The organism is Ammonicoccus luteus, from assembly GCF_050880385.1.
Lineage (GTDB): Bacteria > Actinomycetota > Actinomycetes > Propionibacteriales > Propionibacteriaceae > Enemella.
Genome location: NZ_JBNZCI010000004.1, coordinates 337,464 through 353,748, shown reverse-complemented (window position 1 = coordinate 353,748; position 16,285 = coordinate 337,464). Strand labels below are relative to the sequence as shown.

Sequence of the window (16,285 nt, the reverse complement as noted above, 5' to 3'; positions counted from 1 at the left end):
GTCAGCCGAACCGCTCGTGTCGCATCGGCGTGCGGCTGGGATCGACGCGATCGGGCGGGATCACCTCCGGGACCATGTCGGCACCAAGCCGAACCTCCCACCGGCTCCTGGTCGGCTCGGCCCAGAAGCGTTGCGGCTCCACGAGGGCGTGATGGTGGGGACACAGCAAAACAAGGTTCTCCAGGGCCGTCGGTCCGGAAGCCCACCACGGCACGATGTGATGGGCTTCGCAGCGGTCATCGCTGACATCGCACGCCGGAAAGATGCAGCCCCGGTCCCGTGCGCTGAGTGTCCTGCGGATTGCCGACGGCACAAGCCGCTGGGTCATGCCGACATCGAGCGGTTCGGAATCTGCCCCCAAGACGATCGGCATGAGGTCGGCATCGCAGCACATCCGGCGCAGCTCGCCGGGGCTGATCTCCTCGCCACTGTCCAGAACGCCGTTCTGCTCAAGGAGCTCACGCAACTTGTCGAAGCTCATGAGCACCACCACCCGGGGCCGGTCGCCTGCCAGAGATCCGGCCCGTCGACCCCGGCGCACCCAAGCCATCAGTCCGTCCGCCATGCGCTGTCCGAACGTCCGGTAGTCGCCATCCGGCAAGTCCCGGCCCGCTCGACGGTCGGCCTCGACCTCCGCCTTGATGTGCTTCTGGAAAGCCGCGGCCTCTGCGTCGGGCAGACGGCCCTTGATGATCGTCGTCCCATCCCCGGTGGAATGAAAAGCCAGCGAACGGCGCTGAACTGCCCGCTGCCGCCGCTGCGCGGCTTCGGCTTCCTTGTCGATGGCCTCATAGACTTCCGGCACCACCTCCTTCAGCACGGCGTCTCGCGACCGGGCCAACTTGTGGGCATTATCAAGTTCGGCGCGCTCCAGGAGTGCGGCCAGGACCAAGTCGATCTCCTCGCTGGTCATGCCGCCCGGCAGCTGACGCATCACTCCGGCGATCGAACGGGCCTGGCCGATCCCGACGTTTCCGGCCAACACCGCCTGCCGCAGCGGCTCGTGAGCGAGGACGTCGCCACCGGCGAACACCAAGCCCGCAACTTCTTTCGTCGTGACGCGGCGGTCCTGGGCCAGCAGACTTGCCAGCGGCGTCCCTTTGGCCTCCACAGCGGCCTCCGCGGATTCGGCCTCACTGGCGAGCACCGCCGCCACCACCCGCGCGCGCTGAGCCAGCAACACCGCAGCGGAGGCCAGCGAAACGCGTTCCTCGGCCGTCACGTCCTCACGTTCGAGGCACGCGAAACGATCGATCGCCGTCTCCAGCATCACCAGCACCCCGCCGCTGTCGACGCCCGTCAGCGGACAGACACCGGCCCCACACTCCGTCTCCATGCACGCACAATGCGAGCTTCCGGCCCCCGCGTGCCGCCCACCCCACCCGCCTGTGGACAACTCTCCCGGCCCCAACCCGCTCTGTGGACAACCCCCGCCAAAGTCGTGGGACCTAAGATCCAGGCATGACGAGCATCCGATGGGGAATCGCCGGCCTGGGCGCGATGGCAAGCCTGCTCGCTCAGGACCTTGCGCTCGTGCCCAACGCCGAACTGGTGGCCGTGGCCTCCCGGTCGTTGCCCAAAGCCGAGGAGTTCGCGGCCCGCCATGGGGTCCCACGACCGCTTGGTTCCTATCGGGCACTCCTCGAGGACCCCGCGATCGACGCGATTCACATAGCCACCCCCCATTCGCTCCACTGCGACCTGGCTCTGGCCGCGATCGAGCACGGCAAGGCCGTCTTGGTCGAGAAGGCCTTCACGGCCACCCACACCGGAGCAGTGACCCTCGTCGAGGCGGCCCGCCGCAATCGGGTGTTCGCGATGGAGGGCATGTGGACGCGCTTCCAACCGGCGATCGTCGAACTCCGGAAACGGATCAGAGCCGGCGCCATCGGGACGCCACTGACGATTCAGGCGGATCTGATGGCCCGTCGCCAATTCGCCGAGACCGATCGGCTGTTCGCCCGGGAGCTCGCAGGTGGCGCCCTGCTTGACCTTGGCTGCTATCCCGTCAGCCTCGCGCAACACTTCCTGGGAGACGTCTCCGCCATCGACTGCCAAGCCCGCCACTATGCAAACGGCGCCGACTCCGCAGCGACGATCAACCTCCGACATGGCAATGGCGGCCTGTCCGCTCTCTCGATCGGGTTCGACGCACACGGACCGGGCCGCTTCGCGATCTATGGCACGGCTGGCTGGGTCGAGATCCTCCCGCGCTTCCACCACCCCACGACCGTGCTGCTCCACCGCCCCGACGCCGAACCGGAGACCATCAGCCGGCCCCCGTTGGGTCTGGGATACAGCCACGAGTTGATCGAGGTCAGCGAACGCGTGCTGGCCGGCGACACCGAATCCGCCACGATGCCCCTCGATGACACCCTCGAGGTCATGCGCGTCCTCGACGAGTGCGCACGTCAGATCGGTGTGCATCACACCGAGCAGACTGCCCCACTCGACTGACGCCGCAGTTCGCCGGGCTCCCGAGAAAAAGAAAGTACGCCCGCCCAGCGCATGGCCGGACGGGCGTACTCGGATCAGTTCGAGCTCGGGAGCTCAGCCGTGTGCGGCCGTGTCCTCGACCGCGGAGCTGCGGACCAGTTCCTCCTCACCGGGGACCTCGGCGTGCAGGAACTTGTAGGTCAGGCCTGCGATGACCGCACCGATGATCGGGGCCACCCAGAACAGCCAGACCTGCGCGAGCGCAGCCGGGTTGAACACCGCGACACCCAGCGAACGGGCCGGGTTGACGGAGGTATTGGTGACCGGGATCGAGATGAGGTGGATCAGGGTCAGCGCCAGACCGATCGCGATCGGCGCGAAGCCGGCCGGAGCCCGCTTGTCGGTGGCGCCGAGGATCACGAACAGGAAGATCGCGGTCAGCACGATCTCGATAATCAGGGCCGCCATGAGGCTGTAGCCGTTCGGCGACAGGTCACCGAAGCCGTTCGTGGCGAACGAGCCCGCGGCCGTCCCGTCGATGGCGAAACCGTCCTTGCCGGACGCGATCAGATAGAGCACGCCACCAGCAGCAATGCCGCCGACGACCTGGGTGATGATATAAGGCAGCACCGCGCCGGCCTCGATCCGCTTCGCGGCGAAGGCGCCAATGGTGACGGCGGGGTTGAAGTGGCCGCCGGAAAGGTGACCGAGGGCGTAGGCGCCGGTCAGCACGGTGAGACCGAAGGCCAGCGCGACACCGACGAAGCCGATGCCCATGTTGACGGGGGTCGGATCATCACTCAGCACCTTCGCCGCCAGGACGGCGCTGCCGCAGCCGCCGAGGACGAGCCAGAAGGTGCCCAGGAACTCCGCCCACAGGCGGGCACGCATGGGGGGATTGGTCATTTGTTCACTCTCCACAGAAGGGGTCGGACCCGGCGAGCTTATGGGATCCGGCAGACACTCCGGTGGTCATCCGACCCAGTGGGATTCCGGTTCCTGCATCGGCTGTTATGCCCTCTCCACGGACCGCCACCGATCGACGCATACTTGATCCATGGAGCTCTCGCTGACGCTCCTGCTGGTCATGGCAGGCCTCGTGGCAATGGTGTGGCTGGGGTGCCGTCGGACCCGACGGCACCGCGCTGGCCTGCCCGGATTCGACCGGAACGACCCCGCCGATTCCCTCGACCGATTCGACCCCAACGATCTGTCCGAACTGTCGGCCAGCCTGCGGGCCATCGTCGCCGAACACCACGCGGCTCTCCCCGCCGACGCCGAGTCACGCCTAAGGTCGCGGCTGCAGCGCGTGATCAGCCGACGCTCACCGGTCCGCCGGATCGCCGCTGCGCCGATCCCAGGCGCCACGCGGATCTGGTTCGCGGATGGCACGGGGATCCTCGTCCGGTGCCAGCAGGGTCGGCTGGCACTGCTGGCCTATCAGGCGAGCCGTCATCCCGTTTGCCTCACGTCCTGCCGGCTGGGTCCGAACGGCCCCGAGTTGGTCTTCGACTATCAGGGCGGTCAGTTCACCGCTGTCGTTGTCGGTTTCGATCAGGCCGACTGAACTGCCGAGTGGCGGCCACTGCTATCCCCACATGCCACGGATCAGACTGCGCGCGTGCCCGCCGACCCAGATGGTGTCGCCGACCCGCTCCACGAAGACTCGGCCGGCGCGCCCGATGACAGTGCCCTGCGCTGCGACATACCGTGCCGGCAGGGCGCCGGAAGCCGTCAGCCACATCGCCAACCCCGCGTTGGCGCTGCCCGTCACCGGGTCCTCCACGATCCCGGCTTCCGACACGAAGCACCGCACCTCGACCTCCGCAGGGCCCCGCCCACCCCAGGGCCCGATCAGGGCGACGTTGTGCCGCAACCGAACGGGGTCCGGCTGCACTGCCAGCACCTGTTCAGCGCTTTCGAGCCGGACACCGATCCAGCCGGGGCCGTTGTCGATCCACGCCATGTCCACGGCACCTCCGAGCCGAAGCCCCGCCAGCACTGCCGAGGCCTCTGCAGCGTCGACCGGGCCCGACCGCACCAGCGGCGGCGCTTCGAACGCGAGCAGGTCACCGACTCGCCGGATCCGGATCAGCCCGGCCGCGCACTGCTGCACGACCTCGGCGCCCCGCGGCACACCGCCGCGTTCGAGCCACGCGCGACAACTGCCCAACGTGGGGTGACCGGCGAACGGCAATTCCCCGCCCGTGGTGAAGATGCGCACCCGATAGTCCGCGGCGGCATCGGTCGGAGTCAGCAGGAATGTCGTCTCGGAGAGATTGGTCCACCGCGCAAACGCGGCCATCGTGGGGTCGTCGAGATCGTCGGCCGCGTGCACCACGGCCAGCGGATTCCCGCCGAAAGGTTCGGCGGAAAACACGTCGACCTGGTCGAAATCGTGGGTCATGCCCCCATTCTCAAGCTCAGCCCATCGCGAGCGCGGCGCGGGCCTGCGGGGCACGAAGCCCGCGTACCTTCTCGCGCATCCGCGCGCCCAACCCTCCGGCGGCATCGGCGACCGCATCGAGAACGATGCGTCCCCGCGAACGGCCGGGCTCGGGGTTCGGGAGCGACAGCCGGAAGAACTTGGCCCACACCGACCCGAGCTGGCGGGGCAGTGAGCCCGCCTCGTAGTGGAGGCCGTAGCGCTCGAAGATCGCCTTCACGCGCGGCGCCACCTGGGCATATCGATTGCTCGGCATGTCCGGGAAGATGTGGTGCTCGATCTGGTGCGAGAGGTTGCCGGACATGATGTGCATCAGCTTCGATCCGGTGATGTTGGCGGAGCCGAGCATCTGACGGACATACCAACGCCCGCGGGTCTCTCCCTCCAGAGACTCCTCGCTGAAGGTCTGGACCCCGGACGGGAAGTGGCCGCACATGATGATCGCGTTGCTCCACACGTTGCGGATCACGTTCGCGACCACATTGGCCGCCAGCGTCGGCACAAAGGCCGGGCCCGACAGCAACGGATGCACCAGATAGTCCTTGGCCGCCTGCTTGCGCACCTTGTCCATCCACGCCTTCAGCCGGGGTTCGAAGGTCTCACGATCCACCTCGCCGCGCAGATAGGGCCCGAGTTTGGCGTCATAGGCGCCGATGCCGTATTCGAACGCGAGCGCGTTCCCCACCGCGACTGCCGGCTGCCCCAGTGTGCCGAGCGTCCAAGGCTGGGCCGGATCGACGCGCAGGACCCCATAGCCCAGGTCGTCGTCCTTCCCCAGCACGTTCGTCCAGGTGTGGTGCGAGTCGTTGTGAGACTGCTTCCAGTGCTTGGCGGGCGTGACGTGGTCCCATTCCCAGGTGGTGGAGTGGATCTTGGGGTCGCGCATCCAGTCCCACTGGCCGTGGAGGACGTTGTGACCGATCTCCATGTTCTCGAGGATCTTGGCGATCGCGAGCCCAGCGGTCCCGGCGATCCAGGCGGGCGGGAAACCCGAGAACAGCAGGATCGCCCGGCTCGTCAGCTCCAGCGAGCGCTGGACCTTGATCACCCGGCGGATGTACGCAGCATCATCCGCACCCAGGTCGTTCATCACCTCGACACGCATGGCGTCGAGTTCCGCGCCGATCGCGTCCATCTCGGCGACCGTGAGCGAGTCGGCGGATCGGTGGGCCGGAACGACGGCGTCCGGCGCGATGTCGGTTGTGTTGTCGGCAGAGGTGGTACGCAGGGCGAGGCTCATGGGACTCCGTTCGCGGGTCGCGTGTGGGGGTGTCAACGATCGAGATGGCACGGACCCGCGGCTTCGCTGATGCAGGTCTGGATGGGCAGGGACTCCCCTTCGGGTGCGATGACAAGAGCTCCGGTCCGCACGTCACGGACCGTGCCGTGACTGAGCGGCGTAAGGCAACCATGGCAGATGCCCATCCGGCAGCCGTAGGGCATCAGCACACCGGCCTCCTCGCCCGCCTCGAGCAGCGTGCGGCCGGCAGGCACGTCGATCTCGAGCGCGCTCTCGGTGAAGCTCACCAAGCCGCCATCACCCACGATGGCGCGCGGCGCCGGAGTGAAGCGTTCGGTATGCAGCCGGTCGGCAAGACCGTGGTCGTCCCAGTGGTCCGTCAGCGCGTCCAGGAAACCGGCAGGCCCGCAGGCCCAAGTCTCTCGGTCGGCCCAGTCGTCCACGAGAACACAAAGGTCGGCGGCCGTGAGGCGGCCCGCGGTCGCGGTGTGCCGTTCGATGAGGCGCACTCGGCCGCCGGCTGCCAGGGCGCGGATTTCGGCGCCGGCGATCATGTCGTCCGGGCCGGCATCCGAGTGGACGTGCACCACGTCGGTTGCGTCCGACAGCCCGGCCCGCAGCATGCCGAGGACGGGCGTGATGCCGGAACCGGCGGTGACGAGCAGAACCTTGCCCGGAGCCTCCACCGGGACATGGAAGTCGCCCGCTGCCTGGGCGAGATGGACGAGATCCCCGACCTGCGCGCGCTCGACGAGGTGGCTGCTCACGAGCCCTCCGCTGATGCGCTTGGGGGTGATGCTGATCGTGGGTTCGCCGGGCGCAGAGGTCAGCGAATAGGTGCGGTGGTGACGGACTCCGGCCACGTCGACGCCGATCCGCACGTGCTGGCCGGGAACGTGCCCCCGCCAGTCCGCGCCGGGCCGGATCTCGATCGTCACGGCATCAGCGGTCTCGCGGCGCACCGCCACGATGCGCCCACGCAGATCCGCTCCGGGCCTCAGCGGGTTGATGAGGTCCAGATAGTCGGCGGGGACCAACGGCGTGGTCACCAGGTCGAGGAATCGATGGACGCGGTGTCGGACGGTGGTCCTTGTAGCGGTCACTCTTCCAGAGTACCTACGGTTTCGTAACTTACGAAACCGTAGGTTGTGTAAATAGGCAATGATTCTCAGCTGGGCGGCGAGAGTGCGCAGCCCTTGGGCCGCAACAGGCCAACATTCTCAGGAACCGTGTGCCACCTGTCGTCACCGTGCGTTCTGGAACCGGAGGATCCGGGTCAGCGCCTGGTCGACCGCTGCACGGCCCGCGGCCAGAGAAATCCGGATCGTCTGATCGCCGTGCACGTGATCGAAGTCGACCCCCGGGGTCACCGCGACCCCTTCCGCAGCCAGCAGGGCGTCGGCCCACGCACGCGAGTCCGCGAACTCCCCGAGCACCGGCGTGATCCGGGCGTACACATAGAACGCCCCGTCCGCCGGCGCCACGTCGACCCAGCCCAGGTCGTCGAGCCTGGCGAGCACGACCGCCCGGGCCTCGGCATAGTCCGCCATGGCGGCGCGGCCCTCGGCGTACGACTCCTCGCTGAACGCCTCGACAGCAGCGTGCTGCGCGGGCACGGGCGGGCACAGCGCAAGGTTGCCCGCGAGTGCCTCGAAGGCATCGATGAGGTCATCCGGCACCAGGGCCCAGCCGAGGCGCCAGCCGGTCATTCCCCAGAACTTGGAGAACGACGACACCACCAGGCCCGAGCGGTCGGTGGTCCAAGCGCAGTCGCCGCCCCACTCCTCCGCCTCCGACCCGAACGTGATGCCGTGATAGATCTCGTCACTCACCAGGCGCACGCCCTCCCGGGCGCACCAAGCCGCGATCTCGGCCAGTTGCCCCGGTGCGAACATCGTGCCCGTGGGGTTGGCCGGTGAGGCCACCACCAGGCCCGCGAGCGGCGCTTCGGCGTGGGCCTCGGCCAGTTGCGCGACCGTCGGCTGGAACCGCTCGGCGGGCCCGCAGTCCAGCTCGACCACGTGGAGATCGAGCGCGGTGAGGATGTTCTTGTACGCCGGATAGCCGGGTCGCGCCAACGCCACCCGTTCGCCGGCCTCGAAGGCGGACAGGAAGCTCAGCAGGAACGCCCCGGACGAGCCGGTGGTGATCGCGACGTTGTCCACCGGGACGTCGAGGCCGTAGCACCGCTGATAATGCCCGGACAGCGCCTCGCGCAATTCGGTGAGCCCGAGCGCGTTCGAATAGCCGAGCGGGGTCCCGTCGGTGACGACCTCCGCACCCCTGCGGCGTACCCCCGACGGCGCCCCCGACGCCGGCTCCCCCGCGCACAGCGAGATCACGTCCCGGCCGGTCGCGCGCAGCTCCGAAACTTTCCGGAGCACGGTCATCACCTCGAACGGTGGCACCTGGGCGCGGGCGGCGACCTTGAGGGCCTTCGGGGAGCCGAATGGTGCAGTCATCGGGCGTCGAGCTCCTTCACGAGTCGGGCGGCGGCGGTGTTGCGATAGGACATGTCGGCAAGTTCGGCAACCTCGGTCCAGTCGGGCTTGCCGACCACGAGATTGATGCCCAGCCAGCCGCCGGGGCCGTAGTAGGCCGGCACGAAGAACCGCTCGTCCTCCAGCAGCGCGGGGCGTTCCTCGGCGTCGGGGAGGAACAGCATGGAGCGGGCATAGGTATCAGCGGCATGATCGCCCTTCACGATCCCGCCGTAGACCGCGAAGACCTTCTTGGTGAAGAAATTCGGGTGACCGTGCGAGATTTTCTCCGCCGCCTCCGGGAGGGCGAGACAGATCCGGCGGACCTGAGCGAGCAGCGGGTCGTCATCGCTGAAACGGGGCGGATGGGCCATGAGTGGATGGTAGTGGGGGGTGGTCACCTACGCTGTCCGGGAGTGAACGAGGAGGCGACATGGGCCGTGTGACCGCCCGATTCCCGGTGACCCGGGTGACCGTGGGTGAGACGGTGACAGCGACGCGCCGGCCGGATTCGGTGAGCGCGGAGGAACCGTTGGAGATCCGCGTGAACGGGTCGCCGTTGGCGGTGACGATGCGTACGCCGGGCGCCGACGTCGAGCTCGCCCATGGGTTCCTGCTCACCGAGGGCGTCATCAGTGGCATCGACGACATCCGGACCGCTCGCTATTGCGATGGCGCCGTGGTGGACGACGAGTCCGGTCAGCCGCAGAACACCTACAACGTCCTCGACATCCAACTGGGCCCTAACGTCCCACCACCGGCGGTCGATCCGAGCCGGAACTTCTATACGACCTCCTCGTGCGGCGTGTGCGGCAAGGCCAGCATCGATGCGATCCGGCAGCAGGTGCGGTGGCCGATCGCGGATGACCCGGTGGTGTTCGACCCGGCGGTGCTGGTGTCCCTTCCGGACCGGCTGCGAGAGCATCAACGGACGTTCGACCGCACGGGCGGCCTGCATGCGGCAGCGCTGTTCACCGCAGCCGGGGAACTCGTGCACGTCGCCGAGGATGTAGGCCGGCACAACGCGGTGGACAAGGTGCTCGGAGCGGCGTTGCTGGCCGGCGAGGTACCGGCCCGCGGGCACGCCCTGACCGTGTCGGGCCGGGCCAGTTTCGAGTTGACGCAGAAGGCACTGATGGCCGGCGTACCCGCTCTCGTCGCCGTCTCCGCCCCCTCCTCGCTGGCCGTCGAAATGGCGCTGGAGGCCGGCATGACGCTGACGGGTTTCACGCGACCGCCGAAGATGAATGTGTACGCCGGCGCCCACCGGCTCAGCATGCCCTGACCGCCCGGCGGGCAGAGATTTGGGGAGCGCCACGACTCAAGGGGCAGCATCCCGGGGAGCGCCCCTCAGGGCCGAGTGGACGAACCCAGGAGCGAGGGACGCAACTTGATCGCCAAGACTCAAGGGGCAGCATCCTGGGGAGCGTCCCTTAGGGCCGAGTGGACGAACCAAAGGAGCGAGCGCAGCGAGCGACGACGTGAGGAACGAGGAGCGACCGTTCGCGGCGCGGATTGCGCCGCAATAGATATCGCGACCGTTCGCGGCGCGGATCGCGCCGCAATAAACACCCCGACCGTTCGCGGCGCGGATTGCGCCGCAATAAGTTCAGCGACTCATCCGTCGCCACGGGCGCCGGAGCCGATAGCGGCGGCCGGTGATTTCGTTGGGTTCGATGGCGACGAGGATTGGACGATCGGGTCCGAGCCAGGCGCGGAGCCCGACCTGCTCGATGCGGAACTCTTCATCGGCGGGCAGCAGGTGCGCCTCGCCCCGGACGACGACGCTGGTGCCGATCTCGTTGCCATCGTCGATCTCGTCGACCTCGAAGGCCACGCGGTGATCGGCCATGATGTTGTGGAGTTTGGTGCCGTCGGTGGTCCGGAAGACCAAGCGCGCGCCGTCGACCACATAGTTGATGGGCACGATGGTGGGGGCGCCGTCGATCACATAGGCGAGTCGCCCGAATTCGCGATGGCGCAGCACGTCCCAACAGTCCTCGGTGGACAGGGCACCCTGTCCCGTGGACGTCTCGGTCATGGCCCCTCCTGCGAATCCTGTAGTCACTACTCAAGAGTAAAGGCGATGGGCGTCGGGGGCTGCCCTGTGAACCGGTGGCCGGAACACCACTGCACCCTAACCCGCTTCACTGACGGGCTGCGTCGGCGTGTTGCCGGATCGTTGCGGTTGCCAGGTCGTGCCGACACTAGAATCGGAGCCGATTCGCACGGCGCGGCCGTGTCAAGTCGGAGGGAGATGTTGGTGCGAGTACGCCGTTCGGTGGCCGCGGTCCTGGGCCTGGTGTTGTTGGCAGGTTGCGCCGGAGGTGCCGAAACGGAACGGTCAGCCACCCCGCAGGATGCTGCCGCTGCCTTGGCAGAAGCACTGTCGAAGGGCTCGCTCGAGGACATCGGAATCCGGCAGGGCGATCCCGAGGAGGAGTTGCCGATCCTGCTGGAGGGCATGTCCGGCATGCTTCCCGAGGTCAAGGTGTCGCACGTGTCGCCGTCAGCGCAGGTGGCGACCATCAAACTCGGTTACAGCTGGCCGCTGTCCTCGCCCTGGACCTATGAGGCGGACGCCGTCCTGGTCAAGGATGGCGACCGGTGGAAGCTGAACTGGGCGCCGACGGTTCTGCACCCGAAGCTGACCGAGGAGACCCGGCTCGAACGTCAGCGCGGCGATGCCTCGGAGCGGGGCAACATCACCGGGCGCGGCGATGCGGTCCTGGTGGAGAACATTCCGCTTCAGATGTTGGGGCTGGACAAGGCCGGCCTCGACGGCGCCGAGGTGGAGGCCTCGGCACGACGGATCGCCGAGAAGACCAAGATCGACCCCGGCCCCTTCGTCGCGAAGGCCCACGCGGCCGGAGCCGAGGCGTTCGTCGACGCCGCACCCTTCCGGCAGAACGACCTGCCGGCAGACTTCCTGGCGATTCCCGGCGCCGCGATGCGCACCGTCACGATGCCGGCGCCGCAGACAGCGGGCTATGCCCAAGCGCTGCTCGGCAACATGGGCTATGCGACAGCCGAGCAAGCGCAGCAGCCCGGCTCGGAGATCGCGGAGGGAGACCTCGTGGGGGTCAGTGGTCTCCAGTTGACCTACGACAAGGACCTGCGAGGCAGCACCGGCAACAGGGTCTTCCTCGCCCAGCGGGACGAGCCGATCGGTGCCGGACGACCGACGAACGCCACCTTGTTGGCGGACTTCCCTGATGTCCCCGGAAAGTCATTGGCGACCACCATCGACGACGGGATCCAGTCGGCGGCCGAGCGGGCGCTCCAGGACGTGAAGGTCCCGGTTTCCGTCGTGGTCCTGCGGGTGGAGAACGGGGCGATCATGGCTGCCGCGGACTCGCCTGGCGCCCGGCTGGCGAACGACTCGACGACCGGCAAGTTCGGTCCGGGGCTGGCCTCGTCGCCGGTTGGCGCGCTGGCGCTCCTGCGGTCGGGCGTCAAGCTGAGCGAGCAGGTGACCTGCGACAAGGAGGTCGCCATCGGCGGTCGCACGTTCGAGAACGACGACTCCTACCGCGGCAGCACCGGAAAAATTACGCTGGCCCGTGCGTTCAGCGACGAGTGCGTGACCGCTGTGGCAGCGGCGTCCCAGCAACTGGACCCGGCGAAGTTGCCGGAAGCGGCGAAATCGCTGGGCCTCGGGCAGGACCTTGACCTGGGCGTGCCGAACAACATGGGCTCGTTCCCCGCGCCGGGTGACCCGTTGGCCAAGGCGGAGGCGCTCGTCGGTGAGGGTGGTCGAGGTGGCGCGCAGGCCTCGGCACTCGCGCTGGCGACGATGGCGGCCTCGGTGCAGGCCAAGCAGGTCGTCTCGCCCTTCCTGGTGCCCGGGCGGGAACCGAAGCTCGACGGCGCTGTGCCCCTGAGCGATACCGAGGCGAAGGCTCTCCAGGACATGATGCGGTCCCGCGCGAGCTCTTACCGGCCCTTGACGACGGTTGCGACAGGCCGTTCTGACCAGCGGGTTTGGGCTGTGGGCTCCTCGAACAACTATGCGGTGGCGGTCGTGATGGCCGATGACTCCAAGACCACGGTGACTCCCGCCCAGATCGTGCGCACCGTTTCGTCGGCAGCCGACTGAGTGGGCAGGGTCGGCGTACGCGGGACCGCAGGCCTGGCATCGCTCGCGGTGCTGCTGGCCGGTTGCGGTGGGGGTACGCCAGCGCCGCCGGACCCGACTGACCCGACCGTCGCGGCCGACCGGCTGGTCGCCGCGCTGTCCGCCGGGGATGTGCGCGGCATCCCCGCGACCACCGACCTGCAGGCCGAGCTCGACCAGATCATGGCCGGGATGGACGGCGTCCGCCCGACGGTGACCCACGGCGAGGTGCGGCGGACGGCTGGCGCCGCCGAGGTCCCGCTGACCTATGTGTGGCCGTTCGCGGCAGCGAAGTGGGAGTACACCTCAACCGGCACCCTCACCTGGTCCGGCACCGAGTGGCGGGTGGCCTGGACCGCGGGCATGATCCACCCCGAGCTGACTTCCCAGACCCGACTCGTGCACACGTCCCGACCGGCGCCGCGCGGACGCATCCTCGATGGCGCTCAGGCCGCGCTGGCCGAGGAACGGCCGGTGCTGCGGATCGGGCTCGACAAGTCCCGCGTGCCGCCGGCGGAGTGGGATGCCGCCGCCCGCGCGCTGGCGGACAGGCTCGGCGTCAATGCAGATCGGTTCGCGGCCCGCGTGCAGGCGTACGGTCCCGACGCCTTCGTCGAAGCCATCACCCTCCGCCACGACGCAGACCAGCCCGAGGGCTGGCGTGAGCTGCCCGGCGCGATCGGTCTTCAGGACAGCCGCGCGCTCGCCGTCGACAGGGATTTCGCGCCTGAGATCATCGGCGTCGTCGGCGCGGCCACGGCGGAGCAGGCACAGCAGGCCGGGCCGCCGGTGCTGACCGGGGATCCGATCGGTCTGAGCGGACTCCAACGCCGACAGGACCCCGCCCTGCGAGGCCGGGCGGGTGCCGTGGTGCGGCTGGCGCCCCGGCCCTCGACCACCGGGGCGCTGACGCCAGCGACGCCGACGGCACCGCCCACGCCGATCCCCCGCCCGCTGCTCTTCGAGGCCGAGCCGCTGGCCGGGCGGGATGTGCACACGACATTCGACGCAGACCTGCAGCTGCGGGCAGAACGCGTGATGGACACGACGGCCGGCTCCGCCGCTCTGGTGGCGGTCCGGCCGTCCGACGGCGCCGTTGTCGCAGCGGCGGTGTCCCCGGGCAGTGGCACGGACCCGCACGCGACGTTCGGGCACTTCCCACCGGGATCGACGTTCAAGATCGTCACTGCGCTCGCGCTGCTGCGCGCCGGGTTCACCCCGGATTCGCCGGTCGAGTGCACGGCCACGGTGACGGTCGACGGCCGGACCTTCAAGAACTTCACCGGCTATCCCGCAGACAAACTAGGCCGGATCACGCTGCGCGAGGCGATCGCGCAATCCTGCAACACGGCGCTGATCGCCGAGCACGCCCGGATCAGCCCGGCCGACCTGCAGCGGGCCGCGGCGAGCCTGGGCCTGGGCCAGGACTATGAGGCGGGGTTCTCGTCGTTCTTCGGGGCGGTCCCCGACCCCCGCAACACGGTTGCGTTCGCCGAGTCCCTGATCGGCCAAGGGTCGGTCGAGGCGTCTCCACTGGCGATGGCCGGCGTTGCCGCGTCAGTCGCTGCGGGACGGACGGTGGTGCCGTGGCTGGTGAGGGGGTACGCCCCACCCGACCCCGCCGCGCCACTGTCCGCCGACGAAGCGGCGGCGTTGCGCTCGATGATGTCCGCCGCGGTGGCATCGGGAACCGCGACCGGGTTGACGGGGGTGCTGGCAGGCGCCAAGACAGGGACGGCCGAGTTCGGCACCGCTTCACCGCCCGCAACGCACGCGTGGCTGATCGGTTATGCCGATGACCTGGCCGTCGCGGTCTGGGTGCATGACGGCACTTCCGGCTCGGCCGCCGCGGCGCCCATCCTGCGGGCGTTCCTGGCTGGATCGTAAGTGTGGTCGCTCAGCCGGTTTCCTCGCCGAGGCGATAGCCCAGCCCGCGCACTGTGTGGACGATCCGCGGGCCGTGGCGTTCGAGCTTGCGGCGCAGCGTGGAGATGTTGACCTCGACGACGTTGGGATCGCCGGCCCCGGACCCCCAGACCGCGGCCAGCAGCTCGCGTTTCCCGACGGTCGTGCCCGTGTGGGCGGCGAGAAAGGCCAGCACCCGGCGTTCGGTCCGGGTGAGTGACACTTCCCGGCCCCGGACCCGCACCTCGCCTTCGCCCGAGATGTTGTAGTCCCCCAGGGCCACCTCCCGCGGATCGTTCCGCGGGCCCTTGCGGCGTGCGAGGGTGCGCACGCGGGCGATGAGATCGACCATCGCGAACGGCCGGCGCAGGCATTCATCCGCACCCCGCACCTCGGCCTGGGTCACGCCGCGTTCGACCACGAGAAGGATCGCCGCGCGACTGTGCCGCCTGATCGTGCGCACCCGTTCCGCGCAGGCCCGGGCGTCCGATCCCACGATGACGATCTGCGGCTCGACCTCGCCCAGCACCCGCACGAGATCCCGCGATTCCGCGCACATGGACACCAGGAAGCCCTGGCGCCGCAGCGCGGCCGGGACCGCCGGTCCGGCCGTGACGACGTCATCCACGATGAGAACCCGTCCGGACATGCGATCCATCCTGCCTTCCTGCAGGCGCAATAACCCCCCAAACTGAAAAACACCAAATCTTCCCAGGCAATCGCCACGATCAATCAGGACAAGACCGTTCAGAGCAGGGCGCGAACTGCAGCTGCCGCCGCACCGGCCTGTTCCAGGTGCACGAAATGGCCCGATCGCACCGTGTGGTGCCGCACACCGGACACGAACGGCTCGCGCCGCAGCAGGTCGACCAAGTGGGCCTGCTGTCGCTGCCAATAGCGAACCGGCCTCGTGCCGGTCGCCGTCACCACCTCCACCCGGATCCGTCCCAGTGGGTTGGTGTCCCGCAACTCGTCCAACCGTCGCGCCCAGTCCCGGAACGCCAGGAGTTCGTCCGCAATCAGACGCCACCGCGTGATCCCCTCGTCGAGAGGGTCGAGCACCGCACGTCGTTCGGGGTCGTGGCGCACCACCGCCGGTTCCAGCCGATGCTTTATCCGTGCTGCGAAATCCGCGAACGCCGGGAGCCTGGCGGAGGTGTTTCGCAGCAAACCGCCGGTCACGATGTCGAGGGCGGCCGTGACCGGGCCGACGTGAGTCACGCTGCTGTCGAGCAACACCAGGCCCGTGACTCGGTGCGGGAACAGCCGGGCGGCAGCCTCCGCGACGAAGCCGCCCATGGAGTGGCCGACCAGGACCGCGGACTCCCCGCCCACCGCGTCCAGGGCCGCAGCGACCTGCCCGGCCGCAGCGTCGAGATCCACCTCATCCCGCACCACGGCCACCACCCGTGCCGCGGGCACCGCGTCCGCGAGCGGCAGCCAGTCGGGCCATGTCCCGCCCAGGCCGTCGCTGCACAGGACCACGGGCCCTGTCCGGCCGGGGCGCACTTCCTTCGCTGTCATCTCTCCCCGCGCAATCGTGCTATCCGCTGGCAGAACAGGAAAGTATCGGCAACTTCCGCCCGTCCACGGATTGGCAAATGCTGAAAATCTGATAGAAATGGTCGCGCTGGACTCGCCCATCCCCCGAGGGGCGGGTC

Annotated in this window: 15 protein-coding genes; 5 read left to right on the top strand and 10 right to left on the bottom strand. The window is 68.8% G+C overall.

All coding sequences use genetic code 11. The features are described 5' to 3' along the window. Window position 1: 1 nt before the first annotated feature. On the bottom strand, window positions 2-1,336 hold the full coding sequence (locus tag ACQ260_RS11670) for an HNH endonuclease signature motif containing protein (RefSeq protein WP_432559606.1): 1,335 nt from the start codon (window positions 1,334-1,336) through the stop codon (window positions 2-4). A 125-nt stretch (window positions 1,337-1,461) separates the two neighbouring features. Between ACQ260_RS11670 and ACQ260_RS11665 the strand changes: the two genes are divergently transcribed. Beyond that, on the top strand, window positions 1,462-2,457 hold the full coding sequence (locus tag ACQ260_RS11665) for a Gfo/Idh/MocA family protein (protein ID WP_432559605.1): 996 nt from the start codon (window positions 1,462-1,464) through the stop codon (window positions 2,455-2,457). 93 nt (window positions 2,458-2,550) lie between these two features. Here the strand turns inward: ACQ260_RS11665 and aqpZ are convergent, their stop codons facing one another. Further along, window positions 2,551-3,342, bottom strand: coding sequence for an aquaporin Z (gene aqpZ, locus ACQ260_RS11660; protein ID WP_432559604.1), 792 nt, complete (start codon window positions 3,340-3,342; stop codon window positions 2,551-2,553). A 151-nt stretch (window positions 3,343-3,493) separates the two neighbouring features. Between aqpZ and ACQ260_RS11655 the strand changes: the two genes are divergently transcribed. Further along, the gene (locus ACQ260_RS11655) at window positions 3,494-4,003 is read left to right on the top strand and encodes a hypothetical protein (protein WP_432559603.1); all 510 of its coding nucleotides are present in this window, start codon (window positions 3,494-3,496) and stop codon (window positions 4,001-4,003) included. Between the two features lie 21 nt (window positions 4,004-4,024). On the opposite strand, the gene ACQ260_RS11650 is transcribed toward ACQ260_RS11655, so the two are convergent. The 5 genes from ACQ260_RS11650 to ACQ260_RS11630 all read right to left on the bottom strand — a co-directional run bounded on the left by ACQ260_RS11650 (window position 4,025) and on the right by ACQ260_RS11630 (window position 8,976). Continuing rightward, on the bottom strand, window positions 4,025-4,843 hold the full coding sequence (locus tag ACQ260_RS11650; protein WP_432559602.1) for a PhzF family phenazine biosynthesis protein: 819 nt from the start codon (window positions 4,841-4,843) through the stop codon (window positions 4,025-4,027). 16 nt (window positions 4,844-4,859) lie between these two features. Continuing rightward, window positions 4,860-6,122, bottom strand: a complete 1,263-nt coding sequence (locus ACQ260_RS11645; protein WP_432559601.1) for a fatty acid desaturase family protein — start codon at window positions 6,120-6,122, stop codon at window positions 4,860-4,862. A 32-nt stretch (window positions 6,123-6,154) separates the two neighbouring features. Further along, complete coding sequence (locus tag ACQ260_RS11640) at window positions 6,155-7,225, bottom strand: ferredoxin reductase (RefSeq protein ID WP_432559600.1); 1,071 nt, start codon at window positions 7,223-7,225, stop codon at window positions 6,155-6,157. A gap of 141 nt (window positions 7,226-7,366) precedes the next feature. Then, window positions 7,367-8,584: a pyridoxal phosphate-dependent aminotransferase gene (locus ACQ260_RS11635; RefSeq protein WP_432559599.1), complete on the bottom strand. Its 1,218-nt coding sequence runs from the start codon at window positions 8,582-8,584 to the stop codon at window positions 7,367-7,369. Next, on the bottom strand, window positions 8,581-8,976 hold the full coding sequence (locus ACQ260_RS11630) for an MmcQ/YjbR family DNA-binding protein (protein ID WP_432559598.1): 396 nt from the start codon (window positions 8,974-8,976) through the stop codon (window positions 8,581-8,583). Before ACQ260_RS11630 ends, ACQ260_RS11635 begins: the two co-directional genes overlap by 4 nt. 59 nt (window positions 8,977-9,035) lie before the next feature. Between ACQ260_RS11630 and fdhD the strand changes: the two genes are divergently transcribed. Then, window positions 9,036-9,887: a formate dehydrogenase accessory sulfurtransferase FdhD gene (gene fdhD / locus ACQ260_RS11625; protein WP_432559597.1), complete on the top strand. Its 852-nt coding sequence runs from the start codon at window positions 9,036-9,038 to the stop codon at window positions 9,885-9,887. Window positions 9,888-10,211: 324 nt separating this feature from the next. Here fdhD and ACQ260_RS11620 read toward each other — a convergent pair whose 3' ends face one another. Continuing rightward, window positions 10,212-10,643 carry a pyridoxamine 5'-phosphate oxidase family protein gene (locus ACQ260_RS11620; protein WP_432559596.1) on the bottom strand — a complete coding sequence of 144 codons (432 nt, stop codon included), beginning with the start codon at window positions 10,641-10,643 and terminating at the stop codon, window positions 10,212-10,214. A gap of 222 nt (window positions 10,644-10,865) precedes the next feature. Here ACQ260_RS11620 and ACQ260_RS11615 point away from each other — a divergent pair, with 222 nt between their 5' ends. Together ACQ260_RS11615 and ACQ260_RS11610 are read left to right on the top strand one after the other, a co-directional pair. Beyond that, window positions 10,866-12,701: a penicillin-binding transpeptidase domain-containing protein gene (locus tag ACQ260_RS11615; protein WP_432559595.1), complete on the top strand. Its 1,836-nt coding sequence runs from the start codon at window positions 10,866-10,868 to the stop codon at window positions 12,699-12,701. Further along, window positions 12,702-14,606, top strand: a complete 1,905-nt coding sequence (locus ACQ260_RS11610) for a penicillin-binding transpeptidase domain-containing protein (RefSeq protein ID WP_432559594.1) — start codon at window positions 12,702-12,704, stop codon at window positions 14,604-14,606. A 10-nt stretch (window positions 14,607-14,616) separates the two neighbouring features. Here the strand turns inward: ACQ260_RS11610 and ACQ260_RS11605 are convergent, their stop codons facing one another. Both ACQ260_RS11605 and ACQ260_RS11600 read right to left on the bottom strand, forming a co-directional pair. Further along, window positions 14,617-15,273: a response regulator transcription factor gene (locus tag ACQ260_RS11605; protein WP_432559593.1), complete on the bottom strand. Its 657-nt coding sequence runs from the start codon at window positions 15,271-15,273 to the stop codon at window positions 14,617-14,619. Between the two features lie 98 nt (window positions 15,274-15,371). Then, window positions 15,372-16,268 (bottom strand): alpha/beta fold hydrolase, encoded by an 897-nt coding sequence (locus tag ACQ260_RS11600; protein WP_432559592.1) that lies wholly within the window; start codon window positions 16,266-16,268, stop codon window positions 15,372-15,374. Window positions 16,269-16,285 lie beyond the last annotated feature (17 nt).

Excerpts from the sequence above, each read along its gene's own strand:
- ACQ260_RS11670 (WP_432559606.1), bottom strand. The coding sequence starts at position 1,336 with ATGGAGACGGAGTGTGGGGCCGGTGTCTGTCCGCTGACGGGCGTCGAC.
- ACQ260_RS11665 (WP_432559605.1), top strand. The coding sequence starts at position 1,462 with ATGACGAGCATCCGATGGGGAATCGCCGGCCTGGGCGCGATGGCAAGC.
- aqpZ (WP_432559604.1), bottom strand. The coding sequence starts at position 3,342 with ATGACCAATCCCCCCATGCGTGCCCGCCTGTGGGCGGAGTTCCTGGGC.
- ACQ260_RS11655 (WP_432559603.1), top strand. The coding sequence starts at position 3,494 with ATGGAGCTCTCGCTGACGCTCCTGCTGGTCATGGCAGGCCTCGTGGCA.
- ACQ260_RS11650 (WP_432559602.1), bottom strand. The coding sequence starts at position 4,843 with ATGACCCACGATTTCGACCAGGTCGACGTGTTTTCCGCCGAACCTTTC.
- ACQ260_RS11645 (WP_432559601.1), bottom strand. The coding sequence starts at position 6,122 with ATGAGCCTCGCCCTGCGTACCACCTCTGCCGACAACACAACCGACATC.
- ACQ260_RS11635 (WP_432559599.1), bottom strand. The coding sequence starts at position 8,584 with ATGACTGCACCATTCGGCTCCCCGAAGGCCCTCAAGGTCGCCGCCCGC.
- ACQ260_RS11630 (WP_432559598.1), bottom strand. The coding sequence starts at position 8,976 with ATGGCCCATCCGCCCCGTTTCAGCGATGACGACCCGCTGCTCGCTCAG.
- fdhD (WP_432559597.1), top strand. The coding sequence starts at position 9,036 with ATGGGCCGTGTGACCGCCCGATTCCCGGTGACCCGGGTGACCGTGGGT.
- ACQ260_RS11620 (WP_432559596.1), bottom strand. The coding sequence starts at position 10,643 with ATGACCGAGACGTCCACGGGACAGGGTGCCCTGTCCACCGAGGACTGT.
- ACQ260_RS11605 (WP_432559593.1), bottom strand. The coding sequence starts at position 15,273 with ATGTCCGGACGGGTTCTCATCGTGGATGACGTCGTCACGGCCGGACCG.
- ACQ260_RS11600 (WP_432559592.1), bottom strand. The coding sequence starts at position 16,268 with ATGGGCGAGTCCAGCGCGACCATTTCTATCAGATTTTCAGCATTTGCC.